This is a genomic window from Achromobacter sp. D10 (assembly GCF_035282245.1).
Taxonomy (GTDB): Bacteria; Pseudomonadota; Gammaproteobacteria; order Burkholderiales; family Burkholderiaceae_B; genus Achromobacter; species Achromobacter insolitus.
This window is the reverse complement of the sequence record NZ_JAYJLE010000001.1, coordinates 1,263,954-1,287,190: the sequence shown is the minus strand read 5'-3', so window position 1 is coordinate 1,287,190 and position 23,237 is coordinate 1,263,954. Positions and strand designations below refer to the sequence as shown.

Sequence of the window (23,237 nt, the reverse complement as noted above, 5' to 3'; positions counted from 1 at the left end):
CTACTGATTTGAAACTGTTTTCACCTATTCCACCCTACGCTAGAATTCGCCCGATTTCCCTGTAGCAACACTGTAAATCACCGACTCAAAATCCCCCGCCAAAAGGCGTGCCGGTTCGATTCTGGTCTCGGGCACCAGAATTCGAAAAGCCGTTGCCCTTACCGCCAACGGCTTTTTTCATGCTGCGCGCGCGGCATGCAGCGGATAATCTCGGAACCGCTCCACTAGCATCGCCACCGCGGACTTATCCAGCGATTGCACCGCATAACAGAGCCCAATACGGCGCGACATTTCCAGGCCTTCGATGGGGCGTATCTCCACGCCGGCCTGGCTGCGGGCCAGGGACTCTGGCGCGATACACATACCGGCGCCGGCGGCCGTCAATGCCAGTGCCAGGCGCAGCGATCCGGCGTGCGCGGCGGGCATGTTTGCGGCGGCGCCGTAGAAAGGAAGCAGGCGCTGGTGCGTGGGATGGTTGGGGCACATGATCCATGGCAATGCGGCGTCGCTGCCTTCGGGGAGGGCCAGGACATAAGGGTCCACCGATAGCGGCAGGAACAGCTCGTCTTCGCAGCGATCGTCTTCGGCGGCCAGTCGGGCATCGCCATCGCACCCCTCGAGCAGGCTCACGAAAAGCGCCGGCACAACCTCCCGCGCCGCGAGCATGAAGGCGGCGATGTCAGGCCCGGCGATATCGGCCTCGACACCGATCTCGATGCGCGAGGCATGCGAGCCATGGCGGAACTGTTGCGTCATCGAGTCCGTCTGCGACAGGATGCGGCGAGCCTGCGGGTAGAGGATGCGGGCGTCTTCGGTGACTGCCACCCCGCGCGCCTGGCGCGTGAACAAGCGCGTGCCCAGCAGGTCTTCCAGGCTTTTGATCGTGCCCGACAGCGCAGGCTGGCTCAGATGCAGGCGGCGGGCAGCACCGGTTATGTTGCGTTCTTCGAAGACGGCGACGAAGGCCTTGAGCTGACGGCTATCCATAAGATTTTCCGATTTCTCCCAAAGAAATAAACCATTTCTCGGGGGTTATCCGCGGGGCATAGAATGATTCCAGACGTTCAAGCATACATAAAACCGATATCTGGAGCCCACTATGTCTTCCTCGAAAAAGCCGCTGGTCATCATCACCGGGGCCAGTTCCGGCATTGGACTGGCAACCGCCCGCCTGTTCTCGTCGCACGGCCATTCCCTGCTGCTGCTTGCTCGCCGCCTGGAGAAAATGCAGGCGCTGAACCTGCCCGACACGCTGGCGCTGTCCGTGGACGTGACCGATCGCGCCGCGCTCGCGGCTGCGGTGCGGAAAGGCGAGGCGCGTTTCGGCCCGACGGATGCGCTTATCAATAACGCGGGGGTCATGCTGCTGGGCGACATCACGCGCCAGGACCCGGATCAATGGGACCGGATGCTGGATGTGAATGTCAAAGGCGTGCTGAACGGCGTGCACGCGGTCGCGGCGGGCATGGTCCAGCGCAAACGCGGCAATATCATCAACATCAGCTCGGTGGCCGGCCGCAAGACTTTCCCCAACCATGTGGCCTACGTAGGCACCAAGTTCGCCGTGCACGGTTTGTCGGAGAATCTGCGCGAGGAACTGTCGGCGCACAATGTCCGCGTGACCACGATTGCGCCGGGCGCCGTAGAGACGGAGTTGCTGGGCCACACCACCGACGCGGACATCAAGACGGGTTACGAAGCCTGGAAGGCCGAGATGGGCGGGAAAGTGCTGGCCGCCGAGGACGTGGCCAACGCCATCCACTACGCCTACTCGCAGCCAGATGGCGTGTGCGTGCGTGAAATCGTTCTGGCGGCCACACGGCAGCAAGCCTAGTACGCTGATCAGCGATAAGCAGGCCCTTTTGGAATCACGCTATTGAACAAGCTTGAACAGCAACTGGCATTCTTGAGAGAGATCGACCGGCTGAAGGCCGTCACCCGGCAGTCACCGTTGCTTGATGGCAGCCGGAAAGAGAACTCGGCCGAGCATTCATGGCACTTGGCGATGTACGCCCTGGTGCTGAGCGAATACGCCCACGAATCGATCAACGCGCATCGGGTCATGCAGATGCTGTTGTTGCATGACATCGTCGAAATCGATGTGGGCGATTTTCCGATACATGGCGGCGCATCTGCCGACATGCAGGCGGAACAGGAAGCCGCGGCCGCGAGGCGGATTTTTGGCTTGTTGCCGCAGCCGCACGCCGCCGCATTCCTGGATCTCTGGCTGGAATTCGAGGCCGCCGAAACCGAGGATGCGAAGTTCGCCAAGGCGCTGGACCGGTTCCAGCCGCTGCTTATCAACGTGTACACGGACGGCGGGACGTGGAAAGAAAACGGCGTGTCGCTTGAACAGGTGCTTGCCCGCTATGGACCCGTCATTGCCAGAGGCGCCCCGCAATTATGGACGGTTTGCGAGGAATGGGTATCCCGGCATTTTCAGGGGAAGTAGACGCGCGGCGGACTACAATTCAGCCACTGAAATCGCAGTCACGACGCCTGTTGCGGTCCTGACGAACCGGAGGCCCGATGCCGATCAAGGCCGTCGCATTCGACGTATTTGGAACACTGGTCCGCATTGAGCGGCCTACCCGCCCATTTCGGAAGCTGGTCCGGCTACTAGGGGAAGCGGGTCGCGAGCGGCAAAGCGACGACGGTGCCAGGGCGATGAGCAACGATCTTGATCTCAGGCAGGCGGCCAGCCTGTTTGGCGGCAAAGTCAGCGAGGAGGCCCTGCTCGCGCTGGAGGCCGACCTGCACGATGAAATCCAGTCGATCACCCTCTTTCCTGACGCGGCGCCCACCTTGGCCGCGTTGAAGGACCGGGGAGTAAAGGTGGCGCTCTGTTCCAACCTCGCCGCGCCCTACGGGCCGCCGGTATTGAAGTTGCTGCCCGTACAGCCGGAGTTCTGCGCCTGGTCGTATGAGGCCGGCGCGGTAAAACCCCAGGCCGCGATCTATCGCTACCTGTGCGACGGCCTGGCGTGCCGGCCCGAAGAGGTGCTTATGGTCGGAGACACTCTGGATGCCGACATGGAAGGGCCCCGGCAATTCGGCATGCATGGCTATCACCTCGACCGGCGCAGCGCGCCGGCGCCGGGCGCCGAATCGCTGCAGTCGCTGAGCGAAGTCTTGCGTCTAGTCGATCAACATTGAACCGCTGCTTGGCCGTGCACGGCATGCGTCCTGGCGCCTGAGTCTTGCCTGATGACCTTTAACGGAAAGCCGCGCGCCGCGTCTGTTCGCCTTCCAGCACGGCAAAAGCCGCCAAGGAACCCTGCGGCTTATCGCGCCAAGCGGCGTACAGGCTGGCAAATCTGGCTGGCGCCCGCGTTTGTCGTCGTCTACACATTGGCGACCTTCCTATGGAGGGTGCCGATCGCCGTGGGCGCATGCTATCTGGTGTTGAGCGCGCTGACTTTTGCGGCCTACGCCGCAGACAAGGCCGCCGCCCGTGCGGACCGCTGGAGGATTTCCGAAAGAACCTTGCATCTGCTCGCGCTGGCCGGAGGCTGGCCGGGCGCATTGATCGCTCAGCAATGGCTGAGGCACAAGTCCATAAAGCCGGGCTTCCGCGCCGTGTTCTGGATCACGGTCGCCGTCAACCTTGCGGTCTTCCTGGCCGTTGTGTTCACCTTATGGCAGGCCGCTGCTGGGAGGATTTCTTCCTCAATAACGCGCCCCGCACGGGCATTGCAGCAGCCTGAACCCGACCTTGCCATCGGATCGGCAATTGCACGCTCTGCCGGTGGCGCCGGAGATCCACCGGGAATTCGACTTGCGGCGTTCGACTGCTGGGCCGCAATTCGCAGCTTCGATGCGCTGTGGGAGCATGTAACCCTGGGCATGCACTTCAAGTACTACTTCCAAGGCCTACAGCGACTGAACGAATCGCGCATAGTCGAGCTCGCAATCAACGATAACTGGCCAAGGGAAGCTGCAACATTGCGGGCCTGGATCGTCTCGTCGGGTTAGAGTGAAAGAAACTAGGGGAGATTGAAACCGAGGATTCCATCGGCAATATGACCAATAACTTGCCTCTAGGTGGAGCGTTGTTTCCCTCAAGATCCACCGTCTCCCACATACTAAGAAACTGAGTTCGGCTCAGCGTCTGATTTCCCACGCTGGGGTCAGCAAGCCAAACTGTGTTTTCATCAATTCCTCGCAAAACCGTGAAATGATCATATCTCCGATGCTTCACATAGAGAATTACGGGGATTTTGATCTTTGACAGCTGTGAAAATGTGGAAATATACCCACGAGCATAGAAGCCCAGTTTCTCAAATATCGTAGCCATATCTTCGAATGAAGCTCGTGCGTCCTGCTTACCCATTGCCTCAAGCAGCTCAGCCTCTGACACCACAACGCCATATGCGCCTCTGAGCAATGTAGCCATCGAGGCTGCGCCGCATGAGAAATCATACTCTTGCTTTACCACTCCCCCGTCGCGTATTTCTTTCCAGTTTTTTACATCCACGCGATGTAGAGTCCCGTTCGAACTGCGCACTACGACTTCCGCTGACGCAAGGCCAGCTTCGAAGACAATCAGCAGAAAGAGAAAAATCCTAGCCATCACGAGTTCTTTTTTATATGGAAACCCGCCGCCGCTACTTACGATGCTCTTTGCTTCGAGCGAAGCACTTCATAGTCAGAAACACACAAACATACATCGCCAAAGAGAGCAGCAGAGAAAACATAAATCCACTTATATCCCATTGAGTGCCGTCATAAAGATCAACAATAACTGTGCCGAGAAAAAAAAGGCTCGCCGCAATAGCAGCCATACGATGACAACGGACACGAGGCTGTGAATCTTCCAAACCTATAAGATAGCCCATGATGGCGGCGAGAATTTCACCCATGACTCTCTCCCGGATTTATTCGAGGACTTCGCCTGTCAGCGACCGCACATCGGACCAAAATTGGACCTACCGCAGTTCTGTCGCCACACCTGATTGGCCCCAAAATTGGCGGCAGCCCCATTAAAACGCCATATATTTGCGCCAACCGAGAATCCGCCTCCCGCAGCGGCGCCAGCGCCGCCTGAGAGAGCTCCGATAGTCGCGCCGGTGGTCGTATTTCCTATCAGGCCCTTCGTACTGTAAGGATAGTTACCTTTTCGGGCCCCATAAATATATGTCCCTGCAGCCGTAGAGGCACCAACTACCGCTCCGACAAGCAGCGGATTAATTGCGCCTTCAGTAGATTTCATTTCTTCCCTTGAAAGCAGTTGCATGTCATTCAAACTGACGGATTCGTGGAACAGGTCGAACTCCAGCGAGAGAGATATTGGCACGTCACTTACAGATTTCGCGAAGGATTGCGTGACGAACACGCAACCAAAAACCAGTACCAGAGAGGCAACTTTTACGGTCCTTTCGTTCATTATTGAGTCCTTTTTCAACGGGGTTTTCTCTATAACCAGTTTCTTTAGAAGGTATGGGACCATGCCAAATTCATGTCGGCCCCATCTTGGCCTGAAATGTTAGATTTCATCGAAAAATTGACGACATTTCGATGACTTATGCCGTAGCCTGCACCCAACAACAGGTTAGTACTGGTGCGCCGAAACCCGGTCCGCAATCCATTGATGGAATCTGGCATAGAGCTCATCCACTGAACGCCAGTGCTTAGGCTTATGCGATCGTTGGCCGCGAAGGCTACCGAGCCGCTAGTCATAAAGAGTGAGCCGGGCTTTCGCCTCACACCCCCTACTTCGCGGTCGCCGCCTGATCGGTATGCAACATTCATGGACAGCACCACTGGATCCAGAGCTTTGTATGCAGTAAGTCCTACAGCTGCGGACTTTAGATAGCTGGCATTACCCTCATTCCGCTCGGCAACAGCAATTTCGGCAAATCCTATTAAGCCCGGGGTGTCGTCGTCGTCCTTGAATATATGGCTGATGCCAAGCCAAGCGTCAGATAGTTCTCCGAACGAAGATGCATGCGTATAGCCGTTCGCCTCAGACCGTATCTCACTCCAGAAGCCACTCGTTCTGCCGTAAATATCCGTATGTGCGTTTATTCCATATCTCAGTCCTATTGTTGCCACTATCATGTCCAAGTTTGTTTTTTCTTCTTCAATACCTGCGTACACGGGAAAAAAGGATGCCGGACCGGTTTGGACAAAGAGAGGCTCGCCAACCTGAAGCTCATATCCATCGCGGTTTGCATATGCGATAGCGAGATCCAACTTCCACTTCCCGGCCTCGGTCACCAACCCTTCCACATATAACGGCTTCTCTCCATAGGCAGGAAAACCCGCGAATATGAGAACTGAAGCCGTTGCGATATGAAACGCCAAATGCCGACAGCCTGTTTGCAGATATCGATCACTTGCAAAGCGGAACATCTTTAATCATCACTAATAGGAGTACGTTTGAGAATCATTACTTTTTATAAATCTGATTTGGCTCTTCACTTTGGCCAAGTTCGGTACGACAGAATTTAGCAATGCACCCACCATTAGGTCCCCATAAAGATGGACAAGTCGGACTATTCCGACATGGGACGAACGAATGCCTACCGGCGCGCGCTGCGTAGCCCCCAACGCACGGTCCCCCCGTCTACTCACTAGAGGGCGCGGCCCTCAATTTCATCCACCGCTCGGCGTAAAGGTGCAGCCCGGAGCCTCCGCCGTCACAGCTGGATGCTGCTGTGGCCAAGTACGCATGCGTTCAGCCAGGACGCGTCTGCACATGGTTCAGTTGACAGAGGTGCGCTGCCAACCATCCGTTCCGGTTCATGAAACCCTCTGCGAATCGGAGTCGTTGGTTTCGCCCACACGCGGGGGCCGCGCTACGATGCTTCCATCGCACCCCCGCCTTGCCGAGATGCGATGCCCGAAGCTCCGCCCAAGGGAATACCCGCGCCATGACGCTCCGCCTGCTCGCGCTCACCGTCCTCTCGCTGCTGTGCTTCGCCGGCAATTCGCTGCTGTGCCGCCTCGCGCTCAAACATACCGAGATAGATCCCGCCACCTTCGTCGCCATCCGCATTGGATCCGGCGCGGTGGTGCTGTGGCTGGTGCTGCGTCTGCGCAAGCCCGCCGGGCGCCTGGAGGGCAATTGGCACGGGGCGCTGGCGTTGCTGGCCTATGCGCTGGGTTTCGCTTATGCCTATACGCAAATCTCGGCGGGCACGGGAGCCTTGCTGCTGTTTGCGTCGATCCAGATCAGCATGATCCTGTATGGGCTGTTCATTGGCGAAAAGCTGAGCATGACACAGGGTCTGGGCATAGGCCTGGCGGTGGCCGGGCTGGTCACGCTGATGCTGCCGAGCGTCAGCGCGCCGCCCTTGTTGCACGCCTTGCTGATGATCGTGGCCGGTATCGCGTGGGGCGCGTACTCGTTGCTGGGCCGTAGCGCCAAGGATGCCGCGTCGGCGACGGCGGGCAATTTCATCCGGGCCACGCCGGCCGCGCTACTGCTGTTCCTGTTGCACGCCCTGGCATCGCACGCGGGGTACGACACTGCCGGCGTAGCGTATGCCGTCGCATCCGGCGCAGTAACCTCGGGCCTGGGCTATGTATTCTGGTACGCGGCGCTCAAGCAGCTGAAGGTGACCCATGCCGCCACGGTGCAGCTCAGCGTGCCCGTGCTGACGGCGTTCGGTGGCACGTTGTTCCTGGACGAGCCCGTGACCGGCATACTCGTGGTCGCCTCGGTGCTGATATTGCTGGGCATTGCGTTGGTGGTGCTGGTGAAGAAGCCGGCCGCCTGAGCGGCCTTCAGTTCACTCGCCGAGGCAGCACTGCGCGCATCCAGCGCGAGAGTAGCGGCCTTATGCGCTGGTTATGCAGCAGCACGGCGCCCAGCGCGCCGATGAAGGCGCCGATCACCGTGTCCAGGAAACGCGCCTCGATCACCGCCGCGGGATAGCCTTGGCCCAGGTGCGGCGCTTCGGCCAGGAAGATCGTCAGCGGCGTGATCAGCACCACGGCACTGGCGTAGTGGCGCACCACCAGCGTTTCTATGCCGAAGGACAGCGCCATCATCACCAGGCTCAAGGTCCAGACGTTCAGTGGCAGACTCAACAAGGCCCATGCCACGCACAGGCCCACGGCAGTGCCCAGGATGCGATGCAGCTGGCGGTTCCAGGCCGCCATGAGGCTTGCCCCCTGGATGATGGCCAGGCAACTGACGGGCACCCAGTAAGGACGCGGCAATTGCAGCAGTTCGGCCACCAGCAGGGAAATTCCCACGAACAGGCCGATGATCACGGAGTCGTAGACGACGAAGTCGAAGGTGGGCTTGGGCAGCGCCGTTTCGGGCGGCGGCGGTGCGACCCGCGTCATGTGCAGTGAATAGGCAAATGCCACGAGGCACGCTACCAGGCTGCCAAGCGCGACCATGCCCACACGCGTGGGGATTTCCTCGACGCTTCCCGGTGTATAGGCCGCGATTGCCGTGGCCATGATGTAGAACAGGCTGCCCGGCGGCCCCAGCCGATAGCAGCGGCACACCATGTTCACCACCATGGCAATGAAAGTCAGCGCGGCGATCATCACCGTGGGCCAGAACTGCGTCAGCGCGCCCACCGCGTAGCAGGCAACCATGCCGAAGGATGCCGCCAGCAGCATCATCATGCGGTGCTGCAACGAGGAATTGGGCAAGCTAAGGAACACCATGCCGCCCAGGCTGGACATCAGGCCGTAATCCATGCGGCCGAAATAGGCACCCACCAACAAGGGCAGGCCGGAAGACAGGGCGGCAGCCAAAGGCATTTCCCAGGGGCGGTCGCTGGCGTTGACCCGGATAAGCTCGCGCCATACGCCCAACAGCCGGGCTTTCGCAAAGGCAAAGGAATGCCATGGCTCGGGCTTGTGGCCGGGCTCCTGCGGCTCGTCAATTCTGCTCATGAGGCGACCTGATCGGGGATTCCATGCTTGCTATTGTCGTCGCGTGGCGGCAATGTGGATAGATGCGGAATTGGCGACCCACCCGCTGCATCACAGTAAAATCCAGGCTCGGTCCGTAGGTTCAGCACGTCCATTGCGTGTGCCGTTGACAAAAATCATGATGCTCATTGCATTGCTTCGGATAGGCTTATGCGCAATATAAAAGGCAAGTCCTCGTCCAACACGGATGGCTATTTGTTTTCCGATCAAGTCGGTCACCTGCTACGGCGCGTCTATCAGCGGCATACCGCCCTGTTCCAGCAGTACATACCCGATTCCCAACTTACCGCCGCGCAGTTCGTCGTGCTGTGCTCAGTACGGGATAAGGGCGCGAGCTCGCTTGCCGATCTGGTCAAGGCGACGGTCATCGACCAGGCCACGGTGCGCGGCGTGGTCGACCGGCTGAAGCAGCGCGAATTGGTGCAGGTGGACCATGACCCGGTGGACCGGCGCAAGGTGGTCATAAACCTGACCCCCATCGGCCAGGAGTTGGTGCAGCAGATGGAGCCGTTCGCCAAGCAGATCACGGAAAGCACCTACGGCAACCTGAACCCCGCCGAGCGGGTGGCGCTGAACTATCTGCTGACAAAAATGCTGAACGGCGACGAGCAGGACTGACCCGCTCGCCGCCGCCACTTACGTCAAGATCAATCGAGCGCGCGGTTGCGCGACTCTACGTCGACCAGCCAGATGGAAATGGCGCCCGCCACCAGCATGCTGGACAACACGACCAGCGACAGCGTGAAGTGGCTGGCCATGATGGGCGCGATGATGGCTGGCGCAAAGAGCCCGCCGAATCGCGCTACGGCGCCCGCCATGCCCATGCCGCTGGCGCGCAGGTCGGTGGGATAGACCTCGGGCGTGAACGCGTACAGCGCGCCCCACGTGCCCAGCAATGAAAAGCTCATCAGCAAGGTTGACCCGATGACCACGACCGGCGACGTGCCCAGGCTATACAACATGCATCCGGCCGCGCTGAGCAACAGGAAGCCGATAAGCGTGGGCTTGCGGCCCCAACGCTCCACGCCATAGGCGGACAACGCAAAGCCGGGCAATTGCACCAGCGCCAGGATCACCAGGAATTCCTGTCCGCGCATGAAGGCAAAGCCTTCCGTGCTGAGCTTCACCGGCAGATAGACGAAGACGCCGTAGTAGGCGATGGAGATCAACGCCCACGCCAGGAACAGCCCCAGGCTGCGGCGCCGGTAGCTGCCGGAAAACAGCGCAAACATGGATTTGTTGGCGGGGACCTCGGGTTGCAGGTGGGGCATGTCCACATCGCGGCGATTCACACGGGCCACGCGTTCCAGGACCTGGCGCGCATGGTCCGATTTGCCGTTGCGGTTCAGGTACATGGGCGATTCGGGAATGTAGAAGCGCAGCACCACGCCGATCAATGCGGGCAGTCCGGTCACGAAGAAGATCACGCGCCACGCGTCATCGCCCCAGGAAGTCGCCGCCAGCGCCAGCAACGCGAGGAAGATGGTGCCCACGGCCCAGAACGATTCCAGTAACACCAGCCAGCGGCCACGGCGATCGCTGGGCAGGAACTCGGCCATCATCGTGTAGTCCACGGGCAGGGTTCCGCCCACGCCGATGCCCGTCAGGAACCTCAGGAACAAGAGCCAGGCGAACTCCGGCGCGAAGGCCGATGCCACGCCAGCGAAGGCGTCGATGATCACGGCAATCATCAGTACCGGGCGACGCCCGATGCGATCGGCCATGCGCCCGAAAACGAACGCGCCGATCAACATGCCAATGAAGAAGAACGTGCCGCTCTGCAACGCCTGCGGCACGGTGATGCCGAACGTCTTTGCGATCGACGGCGCGCTGAAGCCGATCGACAGCACCTGCATGGCATCGGCCATCCAGACCAGGCCGAATATCACGAAGAGCCGGTACTGAAACTTGCCGACGCCGGCCACCAGGATGGCCTTGTCCACGGAAACCAATGAAGCTGACATAGATGAAAAACCCCTTGTTGTGATCAACACAAACTGCCGCGCGCGTTGTGGCCGCGCTTCCTTTAGTTCAGCTCCGCGAGCTCGCGCAGCTTGCTAATCGTGTTCGTCGGGTCTGGCCACGCCTCTTGCTCGGGCGCATGGCGTTGCCGCAAGTAGCCGATCAAGTCGGCGATCTGCCTGTCGTCGAGGCTGTCTTTGAATCCCGGCATGTAGCCCAGCTCGCCGTTGGCGGGCTCCTGAATGCCGTGGAGGATCACCTGGATCAGGTTGTCGGGCGTGGCGGCGTGCAGGTTGGTGTTCGAGGCCAATGGGGGCTTCACGCCAAACAGCGTCGGGCCGCTGCCGGCCTCATGGCAGACCGCGCACGCGTTCTGGTAGACGCGTTCGCCATTTGCACGCCGCCCCTGAATGGACTGCAGGGTGGCCGCGGCGGGCGCGGATTGGGCCGTGGCGGCGGCGCCGGACGCCGGCGCCGCGCTGACAGGATTGGGCGCGCTTGCGCCCGAGGCTTGCGGCAGGTCCAACAGGTAAGTGGAAATGGCTTTGAGATCGCTGTCCGGCAGCTCGGCCAAGCCGTGGATCACCGGCGCCATCGGACCCGCCGCCACGCCGTGCCTGGGCGAATACCCTGTGCGCAGGTACTGGAAAAGCTCGTCTTGCGTCCAGCCCCGGGAGCCCGTGGCCAATTGGTTCAGCGCGGGCGCTGACCAGCCCTCGGCCTCGCCGCCGGCCAGGTAATGCACCCCAGTTTTTTCCGCGCCCAGCGGGTTGCGAGGGGAGTGACATGCCGCGCAGTGCCCCGCCCCTTCCACCAGATAGGCGCCCCGCAGCCATTCCGCGCTGCGCGAGGGGTCCGGCGTGAACGGCTTGGCATCGTGGAACAACGCATTCCAACCGGCCAGCAGCGGACGAAAACTGTAGGGAAATGCCAGTTGAGTCTTGGGCGGCTCGGCCCGCACAGCAGGCTGCGACATCAGGTAGCCATAGAGCGCCTGCATGTCCGCGTCGCTCAGCTTGGCATAGGCCGTGTAGGGAAATGCCGGGTATAGCTGCCGACCGTCCTGATGCACGCCATGGCGCATGGCGCGCTCGAAAGCGGTGTATGACCAGCGTCCGATGCCGGTGTCGTTGTCGGGCGTGATGTTGGTGGTGTAGATCGTGCCAAAGGGCGTGTCCAGCGCGAGCCCGCCTGCATTGGCCTTGCCGCCGGGCGCCGTATGGCAGGCCACGCAATCACCGGCGGCCGCCACCAGCCGGCCGCGTTCGATTGCGCGCGACGAATACAAGGACACGTCCGGGCCGGCGGTCAACGGAAGCGCCGGCTTGACCGGCCAGAGCGCAGCCGCCATGCCCGCCACGCCTGCCATGCCGGCCGCCAGCCACATCCAGCCGCGGCGCAGCGGATTCCGCGTGCGCTCGCGGCCACGGCTGGCTAGCGCCAAGCGCAACTGCTCGGTATCAAACGGCGCTTGCCGCAGGCGCACGCCCGTCGCGTCCTGGATCGCATTGGCAATGGCGGCCGCGGCCGGCAGCGTCATGACGCCATCTATCGCGAGCTGCCCGTGGGTCACGACTTCGCCCTCGGCCGGATCGCGGTGTGAAAGCGCATTGGGCGCTTCCTGCAGACCCAGTGCGCGGCCAGGCTCCCCGAGTCCATTGGGCGCGGGGCTGATCCAGTCATCGAAGGCTGGCGGCCCCGCCAGCAGACGGCGGGCATTGGCCAACAGCCGAGGCGTCTGGTGTTCGATAGCGGGCGTTATCGTCGCGCCCTGGGCCGCTCGCAGATGTTGGCTATCGTGGCCGGCCACCACCCGTGTGACATCGACCTGGCCGGTTTGCGGATGCACGGCGACCTCGGCCACCCAGGCGCTCCACACCATACGGGCCTCGCCCGTCTCGTCCACGCATTGCGCCTGCGCGGTGGCAAAGCCCTTGCCGCGCAGCGCGCCGGCCGGCGGCGCGTCATCGCCGCCATCAAGGGGCAAGCCTGCGCGTTCCACGACTTGCCGCGCAAGCTCCAACCCCTGCCCCTCGGGCAATTGTTGCAGCCGCCATGCAAGCGGGTCTTCGCCCAGCGCCAGGGCCTGCTCATGGCTAAGGCTCTCCTGGGCGAACACCTGTGCCGCATTCAGCTCATCCACGCTGGCGTGCAAGGGCGGAACGGGCCGCTTGCCGGCATGCACGGCCACGCTGCTCTGCACCGTGGCCTGCGCCGCCGCGTACGCCTGTCCGGGCTGGCTCAACAGCCGCGCCAGACTGGGGCGCATCGCCCAGGGCGCATTCGAACATAACGCCAGGGGCCCGGCCTGGGTTTCAGGGATATCGGACGCCAAGGCGCCCGCATCGGGTTCGGACTCGAGCGGTGTCTGCTCCAGCGGCACGGCCAGCGACAGCTCGCCACGCCCCTCGGCATGGCAGGCCACGCAGACGGGCCGCCCGACGGCCTGGGACAACAGCGCCGCTTCCGCGGCCGCGTCCATCAGATCCAGCGGATGGGGCGCGCCTGTTGCGATTGACGACGCCTCCCCGGCATCGGCCACGGTCAGCCGTAAGGCTTCCTCGGGCTGCTGCAACAAGGCGGCCAGCTCGCGCCGCAGGATCTGCTGCACGCTGGGCGGGCACGCCGGCAGCCAAACGCCGGTATGCCCGTTAAGGCTCCATGCCGTGACCCGTGCGCCGGCATGCGGCTCGGCCAGCGGCAAGCGCAGGCCGTAGCGGATGTGGCCGGCGCGCGGCCCGGTCTGGAGAGAATGGCCGTCATCGGCGGCCTGCCACACAGGCGTGAGTTCCGCGGCCGCTTGCCGGGCATACAGCGGTGTCACCGCGACGACGCCCGCGAAATGCGCGCGCTGCACCGCCGCCACGACACCGGCCAAGCCACGGACCTCCGCCAGCCTCACGCTCAGCAATTGACTGCCGCGGTAGCGCGCGCCGTCCCACGCCAGTTCGGGCGGACGCAGCGCAACGCCGTGCAACAGATCGGCGGGCAGAACCGCCGGCAGGCCAGCCGCGCCGGCCGAAGCGGATAGACGTTCCGCGCTCATGATGCCGAATCGTCCGCGCCGCTGGCCGCGCGCAGTTGCACGGCCCGCTTGGCCGCCTGCATGATTTCCACATGGGTGCCGCAACGGCACAGATTGTGGTGCAGCTCGCTGCGCAGCGCCTCTTCCGTAGGGCTGGGATCGCGGCGCAGCAGCGCCTCGACCGTCATGATCATTCCGTTCAGGCAGTAGCCGCATTGCGCCGCCTGGCAGTCGATGAACGCCTGCTGGGTCGGTCCAGGCCGCTGCCGCGTGCCCAGGCCTTCCAGCGTGGTGACCGCCCGCCCCTGCGCCGCCCTGACGGGAATCACACAGGAGCGCGCCGCCACGCCATCTATCAGCACCGTGCAGGCGCCGCATTCACCCAGACCGCAACCATACTTGGGGCTATTGAGCTCCAGGTCATTGCGCAAGACGTACAGCAGCGCCACATCGGGAGCTGCCGGCACCTCGTGCTCGGATCCGTTGACTGTCAAGCGGATCGGTTGCGGGGCACTGCTAGGATAGACGGAGGATCCCATGGGCGTGGCGCGTGGTGGCTGGTTGAAAGGTAGGAAGGGTGCCGTTCCCCGGGCGGGGGATCAAGCCCCCCGATATCCGGCACGGCTACGGCGTCACACCGCCACCCGGGCCTTGGGTTCGACCAGCGGTTCATTGAACACGTCGTAACCGAAGCACCACGAAGGATCTTCATTGGTGCGCAGCCACGTGTTGTCGTGTGAAATGCGCTGCACTTTGCTGGCGCGTTCCGCGCGGTTTGCCTCATACAGCGCGAAGGCCAGTTCGTGGTTGTTCACGCCCACTTCCTTGAAACACCGCGCCAGCATCGCACCGTCTTCTATGGCCATGGCCGCGCCCTGCGCCATGTGCGGTTTCATGGGATGGCAGGCATCGCCCAGCAGGACCATGCGCCCGCGGCTCCAAAGCGGCAGCGGATCACGTTCCAGCAAGGACCATTTGGTGACTTCCACCGTGGCATCGATCAGCGCTTGCACGGTCGGGTGCCAGCCGCTGAACGCTTCGCGCATTTCATCCTTGCTACTGGGCAGCCAGCGGTCGTTCAGGTCCCAGTGCTCAACCGGAACGCCGGTCACGTAATACAGCTCGTCGGCCTTGCCCGTCACGAAATAGACCATCATGTGGCGGTCGTCGCTCCACCACTTCACGCAAGCATCGAAGGGCAGCATCCCGTTCTTGACGGCCGGCGTGGGGAATACGGCGCGGTGCGCCAGATAACCGGCGTACTTAGGCAGTTCCGGTCCCAGCAGCTCTTCGCGGATCCGGGAGTTCACCCCGTCGGCCCCGATGACGATGTCTGCCTCTTCGGAGGTGCCGTCCGCAAAATGCATCACCACCACGTCGCCCCGGTCTTCGACCTTGACCAGCGACTTGCCGTAGGCCACGCACTGCTTGGGCAAGGCGTCGATCAGCAAGGCGTGGAAGTCGCCCCGATGCACCGTGAGATAGGACGCGCCATAGTGTTTGAGCGCGTAATCGCCCAGAGGGATGCGCGCCAGCTCATCGCCCGTTTGCCAATGGCGGCTGTACCAGTAGTCAGGATGAGAGCCTTGGGCATTCAGCGCGTCTTCGACGCCGATGCGCCGCAGGATCTTCATGACGTTGGGCCCCACATGGATACCGGCCCCTAGCCGCGAAAAACTCGCCGCCTGCTCATAGACGCGGACATTCAATCCTTCCTTGAGCAACAGCGCTGCGGTTGCTGCTCCGCCAAGACCGGCGCCAACAATGGCGATGCGGGGGGATGTAGACACGGGACTTCTCCTTGCTGGATGGTGACTGACTCGATAAGGGAATGCTTGGACGCATGGCAGGCCATCGCAAAGTGGGCCGCATCAGGGCGTCCTCACGGCAGCCTGGGCCGGAAATTAGGGAGTACACACTTTAATTTCCAGGATTGGCCAACACTAAGCAAAGGCAAGCTGTAAGCCTAAATTCAAAAATATCGCCAAATATTCATTCGTTTAGGTGAAAACCACTACTACAACCGGGTTGGCTTTCCGCATCGCTCTTTGCAAGAATAGAGCGTATACGCTTATTTTGAATTTATCGAAAACCCTAGGCTCACCGCTCAAGGCAGACCATGACGAAGAACTCCAGCACTTATCTCTACGGCGGCCACGTCCACGCCAACGGCATCCGCCAGCACTACCTGCGCTATGGCGGCAACACGGACGAGCGCGCCGGCCGCCCCGCGGTCATCATCATCCCGGGCATCACCAGCCCCGCCGTCACCTGGGGCTTCGTGGCCGAACAGATCGGCCGCCAGTTCGACACCTATGTGCTGGACGTACGCGGACGCGGACTATCTGAGTCGGGGCCGGACCTGGACTACGGCCTGGACGCGCAAGCGGCCGACGTGACGGCCTTCGCGCAGGCTCTGGGCCTGGAACGCTACGCACTGGTCGGCCATTCCATGGGGGGCCGGATTGCCGTGCGCGCCGCGAGCAAGAAGCCGCAAGGCCTGGCGCGCCTGGTCATCGTGGACCCGCCCGTGTCCGGGCCGGGCCGCCGCGCCTACCCCGCCAACCTGGCCTGGTACGTGGATTCCATCCGGCTCGCCACGCGTGGCATGACTGCCGAAGACATGCGCGCGTTCTGCCCCACCTGGACCGAGGCGCAGCGCCAATTGCGCGCCCAGTGGCTGCACACCTGCCACGAACCGGCCATTGTCCAGAGCTTCGAGGATTTCGGCCGTGACGATATCCACGCCGACCTGCCCCGCATCGACCTGCCCCTGCTGCTGATGACCGCCGAAAGAGGAGGTGTCGTCACCGACGAGGACGTGGCCGAATGGCAAGGCCTTGCGCCGCAGACCCTGCATGTGCGTGTGCCCGGAGCAGGCCACATGATTCCCTGGGACAACGAGGCCGGGTTCTACGCCGCCTTTGGCGACTTTCTTGGCCGCCCCCTGGACTGACACCGCGAGCGGGGCCCACGCGCTCCGCCCCCCCACTCTGCCGCCCAAGGAACCCTCATGTCCGTCAGCGATATCGATCTGATCCATGCCTGGAAACAGGTGCTTGCGCTTTCCCGGCTTGAAGCCGGCCAGATAGTCACCGTGCTTACCGGCGCCGACACGCACCCGCAGACCCTGCGCTGCGCCATCGCCGCGGCCACCGACATGGGCGCGCGTGTCAACCGGCTGGACCTGCCGCCCGTGAACGCCGAAAAGTCCATCAGCCGCGACGCCCTGGCCTATCTCGGCACCACGCCGCTCACGGGCAATGCGGCCGCCATCGCCGCCCTGACCGCCAGCGACCTGGTGCTGGACCTGATGACGCTGCTGTTCTCCCCGGAACAGCACGAAATCCTGCAGACCGGCACCAAGATCCTGCTGGCGATCGAACCGCCCGAAGTGCTTTGCCGGCTGGTGCCTTCCGAGGCGGATCGCACTCGCGTGCAGGCTGCTGCCCGCCAGATCGAAGCGTCCCGCCAGATGCACATCACGTCCGCGGCCGGCACCGACCTGCGCTGCAGGCTTGGCGACTTCCCGGCCATTTCCGAATACGGTTTCGTGGACCAACCGGGCCGCTGGGACCATTGGCCCAGCGGCTTCGTGCTGACCTGGCCCAACGAAGGCCAAAGCGAAGGCCGCGTGGTGCTGGACCGCGGGGACATCCTGCTCCCCATGAAAGACTACGTGACCGAGCCGATCGAACTCGTCATCGAAAAAGGCTATGTCACCCGCATCAGCGGCGGACTGCAGGCCGACATTCTCAAGGAATACATGGCCGCCTACGAAGACCCCGAGGCCTATGCGGTGTCGCATATCGGCTGGGGCCTGCAACCACGTGCGCAATGGTCGATGCTGGCCCACTACAACAAAGAGGCCCATATCGGCATGGACGCGCGCGCCTTCGAAGGCAACTTCCTGTGGTCCATGGGCCCCAACAACGAAGCCGGCGGCAGCCGCACTACCGCCTGCCACATCGATATCCCGATGCGCCGCTGCAGCGTCGCGCTGGACGGCCAGCCTGTCGTGATCGAAGGCGTCGTACAGGATCCGCCCGGACTGGCCCGTGCCGCCCGCCTTGGAGCCCCCAAATGAACCCGACCAAAACTTCTCTTTCGCCAGACCCCGCGGTTGCCGGCGTGGCCGGCGATATTTCCGCCTATGCGCGGCAAGGCTTCGGCACTCCGCTGCCCCTTAAGCCTCCCTTCGGGCTGCTCATCATCGACTTCGTCAATGGCTTTGCCGACCCGGCCGTCCTGGGCGGAGGCAACATCCCTGCCGCCATCGCGCAGACACGCCATCTGCTGGCCCATGCCCGGGCTTGCGGCTGGCCTGTGGCGCACAGCCGCATCGTGTTTTCGGACGACGACGCCGACAGCAACATCTTTTGCCTGAAAGTGCCCGCCATGCTGGCGCTGAAAGAGCACAGCCACAACAGCGCCATCGTGCCGGAACTGGCGCCTGCCGCCGGCGAGTACGTCGTGCGCAAAAGCACCCCATCCGCGTTCTTCGGCACCATGCTGGCGCCCTGGCTGGCCCAGCGCAGCGTGCAGACGCTGTTGGTTGCCGGCTGCGTAACCAGCGGCTGCGTGCGGGCCAGCGTGGTGGACGCCATGCAGGCGGGATTCCGGCCGTTGGTCGTGTCCGACTGCTGCGGCGACCGCGCGCTGGGGCCCCATGACGCCAACCTGTTCGACATGGCGCAGAAGTACGCTGCCGTCATGCCCCTGGACCAGGCAATCGCCGACACCCGACAATGACACGGCCCAGCGAACCTGTGGGTCCCCGGTGCCTGCATAATTCCCTATCGGCCCGCACTCCGTCAGCCTCATGAACCTGCCTCAGCCCAAAGAAATGCTTGGCGCGCTGCTTGCGCACCCCGACGCCCTGCTGGTCGTGCGGGAGCCCTCGGCTGCGCCGCGGCCCGCGCCCGGCCAGCCCGGGGTTGCGTCGGACTACGTGCAGGCCACGCCCGAGGTCTTCATCGCGGTGCTGGGCGGCAGCAGCGAACCCTTGCAGGACGCAAGGTCCGAGGGCTGGCGCGTGCTTGCCTTCAACGGCCATGTGGACCTGGGCACCGGCATCCGCACTTCGCTCGCCCAGATCGTCGCGGAAGAGCTTGATGTCCCGTTGCCGCGCCTGGACATGGTGTTGGGGCACACCAATGCCGCCCCGAACCAGGGCCCCACCATCGCCAGCGCCACCATCCAGATATCGGCGGTGCCGCTGCGCCGCGCCGCAGCCCAGGCCCGCGAGCATCTGCTGACCCTGGCAGCGCGCCAATGGAATGTTCCACGCGACGCGCTGCGGGTGCGCGACGGCGTGATCCGGCTTGCCGACGCTGGCGACTCGCGCCGGCTGCACTATGGAGAGCTGTTGCGCGGCCAGCACATACGGTTGCTGCTGGCGCCCCCGGACCAGGAAGTCCGTCTCAAGCCCGCAGAGGAATACCGGATCGTGGGCCAGACTGTTGCCCGCGTGGACATTCCCGCCAAGGCCACGGGCGAACTCAGCTTTGTGCATGACGTGCGCGTGCCGGGCATGCGGCATGGGCGCGTGATCCGCCCGCCCCACCCCGGACGCGACGCAGGCGACTTCATCGGACGCAGCCTGGCCGAACTGGACCGCGAATCCATCGCCCATCTGCCCGGCAACGTGAAAGTAGTGGCGCAAGGCGATTTCATCGGCGTGGTGGCGGACCGCGAAGAACAGGCGATCGCGGCCATGCGTGCATTGAAAGTGCGCTGGAAACCCATCCCCGCCGCGCCCCGCCTGGACAAGCTTGAGGCTGCCATCCGCGCCAACCCCTCCACCGCCCGGCCCCTGATCGACGAAGGCGACGTGGACGCCGCCTGCGCCGCTGCGGCCACGCACCTGCGCCGCAGCTACGTGTGGCCCTACCAGATGCATGCGTCCATAGGCCCGTCGTGCGCAGTCGCCGACTTCAGCGATGGCCGTCTGACGGTCTGGACAGGCACGCAGAATCCCCACATGCTGCGCGCCGACCTGAACCGCTTGCTTCAGCTGGGCGAGGACCGCATTGAATTGGTGCGCCTGGAGGCAGCGGGCTGCTATGGCCGAAACTGCGCGGACGACGTCTGTGCCGACGCGGCATTGTTGTCGATCGCGGTCGGCGCCCCGGTCCGTGTGCAACTCACGCGTGAACAGGAGCACCAATGGGAACCCAAAGGCACCGGCCAGTTGATGGACGTAAGCGCCGCCATCGACGCCAACGGCGAGCTGTCGGCCTATGACTTCGCCGTTCGCTATCCGTCCAACGATGCGCCATTGCTGGCGCTCTTGCTGACAGGCGCCATTCCCGCCGAACCCCGCACGCTCGAAATGGGCGACCGCACGGCGGCGCCCCCCTATCGCTATCCGAACCGGCGCATCGTCTGCCACGACATGGCGCCACTGGTGCGCGCCTCGTGGTTGCGCGGGGTGTCGGCCCTGCCCAATTCCTTTGCGCATGACTGCATGATCGACGAGCTGGCGCACGCGGCCGGCGCCGATCCCGTCGAATACCGCATCCGCCACCTGGACGATGCGCGCGCCGTCGCCTTGCTGGAAGCGACGGCCGCCCGCGCGCAATGGCGCCGGTCGACGCCCGGCAGCCGGGGCCGCCCGGGCGCCGACGGCCGACTGCATGGCCGGGGCGTCGCGTATGCGCGCTACGTGCACAGCAAATTCCCCGGCTTCGGCGCCGCTTGGGCCGCCTGGGTCATCGACCTGAACGTGGATCCCGCTACCGGCCGCATCGAGGTCGAACGCATCGTCGTCGGCCAGGACACCGGCATGGTCGTCAATCCCGAGGGCGTTCGCCACCAGATCCACGGCAACGTCAATCAGACGCTAAGCCGCAGTCTGTTGGAAAAGGTCGTCTTCGACGACGCTGGCGTGGCCTGCCGGGAATGGGGCGGATATCCCATCATGGGCTTCAAGCACCTGCCTGCCATCGACGTGCTGCTGATGCCGCGGCAGGACGAGCCGCCCATGGGAGCCGGTGAATCCGCCTCGGTGCCAGGCCCCGCCGCGATCGCCAACGCGCTCTTCGACGCAACGGGACTGCGCTTCTACGAGGCGCCCTTTACTCCCGATGCCGTGCGCGCGGCGCTGTTCCCGGCCTCTCACGCATCGTAAATTCCGCCTCGTGGATTTAACGGGAATTCCCTGATATTCCCGCTCCGGCCCGATGGCTACCATTCCGCGCACGTCAGCCCACCGGCTGCCATATCCCCCCTAGTGCATACGCTGCGCGGAGACATCATGAAAGCATTCAAACTGGCCGCGGCAGGCACCGCCTTACTGATCTCGTCCTGGGCCGCCCACGCCGGCGCGACGTTCGAGGCGGTCAAGAACAAGGGCTTCGTCCAATGCGGCGTGTCCACCGGCGTCGCCGGCTTCTCCGTGAACGACAGCAAGGGCGGCTGGATCGGCCTGGACGTGGACCTGTGCCGCGCGCTGGCCATCACCATGTTCGGCGACGCCTCCAAGGCCAAGATCATGGCCGTCAGCGCGCTGCAGCGCTTCACCGCCCTGCAGTCCGGCGAGGTCGACGTCCTGCCGCGCAACACCACCCTGTCGCTCACCCGCGACACCACGCTGGGCCTGATCGGCGTGGGCGTGAACTACTACGACAGCCAGGGCATCATGGTGAACAAAGCCCTGAACGTAAAAAGCGCCAAGGAACTGGACGGCGCCACGGTCTGCGTCCAACCCGGCACCACCACTGAACTGAACCTGGCCGACTGGTTCCGTTCGCAGAACATCGTCTTCAAGCCCGTGGTCGTCGAACGCCTGGACGAGATCATCCGCGCATTCGCCGTGGGCCGTTGCGACGCCTTCACCGGCGACAAGTCGCAGCTGGCCGCCGCGCGCAGCAACCTCGAGAACCCGGAAAAGTACGACATCCTGCCGGAGAACTTCTCCAAGGAGCCGCTGGGCCCCATGGTCCGCCAGGGCGACGAGCAATGGTTCAACGTCGTGCGCTGGACCATGTTCGCCATGCTGGAAGCCGAGGAATACGGCATCACTTCCAAGAACGTGGATGAAATGCTCAAGAGCACCAATCCCAACGTGCAGCGCCTCTTGGGCGTGACCCCGGGCATGGGCAAGAACCTGGGCGTGGACGACAAGTGGGCCTACAACATCATCAAGCACATCGGCAATTACGGCGAGAGCTTTGAGAAGAACCTGGGCCCCAGCAGCCCGCTGAAGCTGCCGCGCGGCCTGAACGCTTCGTACCGCGACGGCGGCCTGATGTACGGCTGGCCGGTGCGCTAAGCAGCGCAGCAAGCCCGACACAGGCATCGCCCGCTACGGCTTCGCGCCGTGGAACAGGGGCGATGCCTGGATTCTTTCCAGCATGCCTCTTGCCGCGCTGGTCAAGGGCCGGTTGGCCCGCACGATCAGCCGCGTCTGCGCCGCCTCGAAGATGGGATTGGTGGTGCGCAGCGCCACCAGTTCGCCCCGGGCAACCTCCTTCACCACGGAATTGGCCGACGTAAAGGTCAGCCCCAGGCGGCTTTCCACATAGCGTTTCAGCGTCACCACAGAGTTGGCGATGAAGCTGGGCGACAGCACGATGTTTTCCGACAGCTCCGCCATCTCGATCAACTGGCGCAGGCCGAATCCCGGCCCCATCAATGCGACGGGATAGCGCGCCACGTCCTTGAGCGCCGGCCGCTTGCGCTGCCGCGCCAGCGGATGATCCGGCCAGGCGATCACGCATAGCGGGTGCGTGCGCGTGTGCACCACGCGTATGCCTGGATCCGCGGGTGCGCCGAACACCACGCCGATGTGGGCATCGTCATGCACGACGGCGCGGACCGCATCGGAAGCGCCCGCCACCTTCAGGGACACGCGCACGCCGGGATGCTGGCGGCAGAATTCGTCCACCACGCCGCTCATCAGGATATCCACGAAGCCCTCGCTGGCAACGATCTGGATATCACCGCGCTGCAAGCCGTTGACCTCGTCCAGCCGCGCCCGCAGGGCCTGTTCGCTGGCCTGGCGGTCACGGCAGTGATCCATCACGATGGCAGCCATATCGGTGGGAACGATGCCGCGGCCCTTGCGCTCCAGCAACGCGACGCCAAGCTCCGTTTCCAGCAGCTGGATCTGGCGGCTGACGATGGAAGGCTCCACGCCCAGGCGTTCAGCTGCCCCGCGCACCGATCCGGCCGTGACCGCTTCGAAGAAGTACTGCAAGCGCCGCGCGCTCAAGCCGCCGTCCATGGCCTTCTCCCTATTCGATTTCAGCAATTTCGAAAAATCGTTGCCTTTTTGGCAACAAAATTCCTTTTAGCTTACATTGATTTACAGGGTGGCGATTGCGAATAATGCGCGTACTTTCAA

General features: G+C 63.2%; 22 protein-coding genes. 11 read left to right on the top strand and 11 right to left on the bottom strand.

What is annotated here, in order from left to right; all coding sequences use genetic code 11:
• Positions 1 to 177: 177 nt before the first annotated feature.
• On the bottom strand, positions 178 to 987 hold the full coding sequence (locus VCS63_RS06140) for a LysR family transcriptional regulator (protein WP_323878912.1): 810 nt from the start codon (positions 985 to 987) through the stop codon (positions 178 to 180).
• 112 nt (positions 988 to 1,099) lie between these two features.
• Here VCS63_RS06140 and VCS63_RS06135 point away from each other — a divergent pair, with 112 nt between their 5' ends.
• The 4 genes from VCS63_RS06135 (at position 1,100) to VCS63_RS06120 (ending at position 3,975) form a co-directional block, all read left to right on the top strand.
• Positions 1,100 to 1,834: an SDR family oxidoreductase gene (locus VCS63_RS06135; RefSeq protein WP_323878910.1), complete on the top strand. Its 735-nt coding sequence runs from the start codon at positions 1,100 to 1,102 to the stop codon at positions 1,832 to 1,834.
• Between the two features lie 42 nt (positions 1,835 to 1,876).
• Complete coding sequence (locus VCS63_RS06130) at positions 1,877 to 2,452, top strand: HD domain-containing protein (RefSeq protein ID WP_323878908.1); 576 nt, start codon at positions 1,877 to 1,879, stop codon at positions 2,450 to 2,452.
• A gap of 77 nt (positions 2,453 to 2,529) precedes the next feature.
• Entirely contained in the window at positions 2,530 to 3,156 is a 627-nt protein-coding gene (locus tag VCS63_RS06125; protein WP_323878905.1) for an HAD family hydrolase, read from the top strand.
• Positions 3,157 to 3,207: 51 nt separating this feature from the next.
• Positions 3,208 to 3,975 carry a DUF1294 domain-containing protein gene (locus tag VCS63_RS06120; RefSeq protein WP_323878904.1) on the top strand — a complete coding sequence of 256 codons (768 nt, stop codon included), beginning with the start codon at positions 3,208 to 3,210 and terminating at the stop codon, positions 3,973 to 3,975.
• On the opposite strand, the gene VCS63_RS29745 is transcribed toward VCS63_RS06120, so the two are convergent.
• From VCS63_RS29745 to VCS63_RS06105, 4 genes are read right to left on the bottom strand one after another with little or no spacing between them, the layout of a single operon-like run.
• Positions 3,914 to 4,573, bottom strand: coding sequence for a C39 family peptidase (locus VCS63_RS29745; protein ID WP_416379180.1), 660 nt, complete (start codon positions 4,571 to 4,573; stop codon positions 3,914 to 3,916). The genes VCS63_RS06120 and VCS63_RS29745 overlap by 62 nt on opposite strands.
• A gap of 34 nt (positions 4,574 to 4,607) precedes the next feature.
• Entirely contained in the window at positions 4,608 to 4,862 is a 255-nt protein-coding gene (locus tag VCS63_RS06115; RefSeq protein ID WP_323878902.1) for a hypothetical protein, read from the bottom strand.
• A 35-nt stretch (positions 4,863 to 4,897) separates the two neighbouring features.
• Complete coding sequence (locus VCS63_RS06110) at positions 4,898 to 5,386, bottom strand: hypothetical protein (protein WP_162726418.1); 489 nt, start codon at positions 5,384 to 5,386, stop codon at positions 4,898 to 4,900.
• Between the two features lie 44 nt (positions 5,387 to 5,430).
• Complete coding sequence (locus tag VCS63_RS06105; RefSeq protein WP_323878900.1) at positions 5,431 to 6,354, bottom strand: hypothetical protein; 924 nt, start codon at positions 6,352 to 6,354, stop codon at positions 5,431 to 5,433.
• 521 nt (positions 6,355 to 6,875) lie between these two features.
• On the opposite strand from VCS63_RS06105, the gene VCS63_RS06100 reads away from it, so the two are divergent.
• Positions 6,876 to 7,724, top strand: coding sequence for a DMT family transporter (locus VCS63_RS06100; RefSeq protein WP_323878898.1), 849 nt, complete (start codon positions 6,876 to 6,878; stop codon positions 7,722 to 7,724).
• 7 nt (positions 7,725 to 7,731) lie between these two features.
• On the opposite strand, the gene VCS63_RS06095 is transcribed toward VCS63_RS06100, so the two are convergent.
• Positions 7,732 to 8,862 (bottom strand): FUSC family protein, encoded by a 1,131-nt coding sequence (locus tag VCS63_RS06095; RefSeq protein WP_175199842.1) that lies wholly within the window; start codon positions 8,860 to 8,862, stop codon positions 7,732 to 7,734.
• 189 nt (positions 8,863 to 9,051) lie between these two features.
• Here VCS63_RS06095 and VCS63_RS06090 point away from each other — a divergent pair, with 189 nt between their 5' ends.
• Entirely contained in the window at positions 9,052 to 9,519 is a 468-nt protein-coding gene (locus VCS63_RS06090; protein ID WP_042795385.1) for a MarR family winged helix-turn-helix transcriptional regulator, read from the top strand.
• 29 nt (positions 9,520 to 9,548) lie between these two features.
• Here VCS63_RS06090 and VCS63_RS06085 read toward each other — a convergent pair whose 3' ends face one another.
• From VCS63_RS06085 to VCS63_RS06070, 4 genes are all read right to left on the bottom strand, one after another.
• The gene (locus tag VCS63_RS06085) at positions 9,549 to 10,865 is read right to left on the bottom strand and encodes an MFS transporter (RefSeq protein ID WP_042795386.1); all 1,317 of its coding nucleotides are present in this window, start codon (positions 10,863 to 10,865) and stop codon (positions 9,549 to 9,551) included.
• Between the two features lie 62 nt (positions 10,866 to 10,927).
• Positions 10,928 to 13,909, bottom strand: a complete 2,982-nt coding sequence (locus VCS63_RS06080; RefSeq protein WP_323878894.1) for a c-type cytochrome — start codon at positions 13,907 to 13,909, stop codon at positions 10,928 to 10,930.
• On the bottom strand, positions 13,906 to 14,427 hold the full coding sequence (locus VCS63_RS06075; protein WP_042795387.1) for a (2Fe-2S)-binding protein: 522 nt from the start codon (positions 14,425 to 14,427) through the stop codon (positions 13,906 to 13,908). Before VCS63_RS06075 ends, VCS63_RS06080 begins: the two co-directional genes overlap by 4 nt.
• A gap of 93 nt (positions 14,428 to 14,520) precedes the next feature.
• Positions 14,521 to 15,678 carry an FAD-dependent monooxygenase gene (locus VCS63_RS06070; RefSeq protein WP_042795388.1) on the bottom strand — a complete coding sequence of 386 codons (1,158 nt, stop codon included), beginning with the start codon at positions 15,676 to 15,678 and terminating at the stop codon, positions 14,521 to 14,523.
• Between the two features lie 329 nt (positions 15,679 to 16,007).
• Between VCS63_RS06070 and VCS63_RS06065 the strand changes: the two genes are divergently transcribed.
• The 5 genes from VCS63_RS06065 to VCS63_RS06045 all read left to right on the top strand — a co-directional run bounded on the left by VCS63_RS06065 (position 16,008) and on the right by VCS63_RS06045 (position 22,163).
• A complete protein-coding gene (locus VCS63_RS06065) occupies positions 16,008 to 16,844 on the top strand; it encodes an alpha/beta fold hydrolase (protein ID WP_112966975.1) in 837 nt (278 codons plus the stop codon).
• Between the two features lie 57 nt (positions 16,845 to 16,901).
• Entirely contained in the window at positions 16,902 to 17,975 is a 1,074-nt protein-coding gene (locus VCS63_RS06060; RefSeq protein ID WP_042795391.1) for a 2,5-dihydroxypyridine 5,6-dioxygenase, read from the top strand.
• Positions 17,972 to 18,640, top strand: a complete 669-nt coding sequence (locus VCS63_RS06055) for an isochorismatase family protein (RefSeq protein WP_323878891.1) — start codon at positions 17,972 to 17,974, stop codon at positions 18,638 to 18,640. Before VCS63_RS06060 ends, VCS63_RS06055 begins: the two co-directional genes overlap by 4 nt.
• 70 nt (positions 18,641 to 18,710) lie before the next feature.
• Positions 18,711 to 21,020 (top strand): xanthine dehydrogenase family protein molybdopterin-binding subunit, encoded by a 2,310-nt coding sequence (locus VCS63_RS06050; protein ID WP_323878889.1) that lies wholly within the window; start codon positions 18,711 to 18,713, stop codon positions 21,018 to 21,020.
• Between the two features lie 126 nt (positions 21,021 to 21,146).
• Positions 21,147 to 22,163: an amino acid ABC transporter substrate-binding protein gene (locus VCS63_RS06045; RefSeq protein ID WP_042795394.1), complete on the top strand. Its 1,017-nt coding sequence runs from the start codon at positions 21,147 to 21,149 to the stop codon at positions 22,161 to 22,163.
• 33 nt (positions 22,164 to 22,196) lie between these two features.
• Here the strand turns inward: VCS63_RS06045 and VCS63_RS06040 are convergent, their stop codons facing one another.
• Positions 22,197 to 23,117: a LysR family transcriptional regulator gene (locus VCS63_RS06040; protein WP_042795395.1), complete on the bottom strand. Its 921-nt coding sequence runs from the start codon at positions 23,115 to 23,117 to the stop codon at positions 22,197 to 22,199.
• Positions 23,118 to 23,237 lie beyond the last annotated feature (120 nt).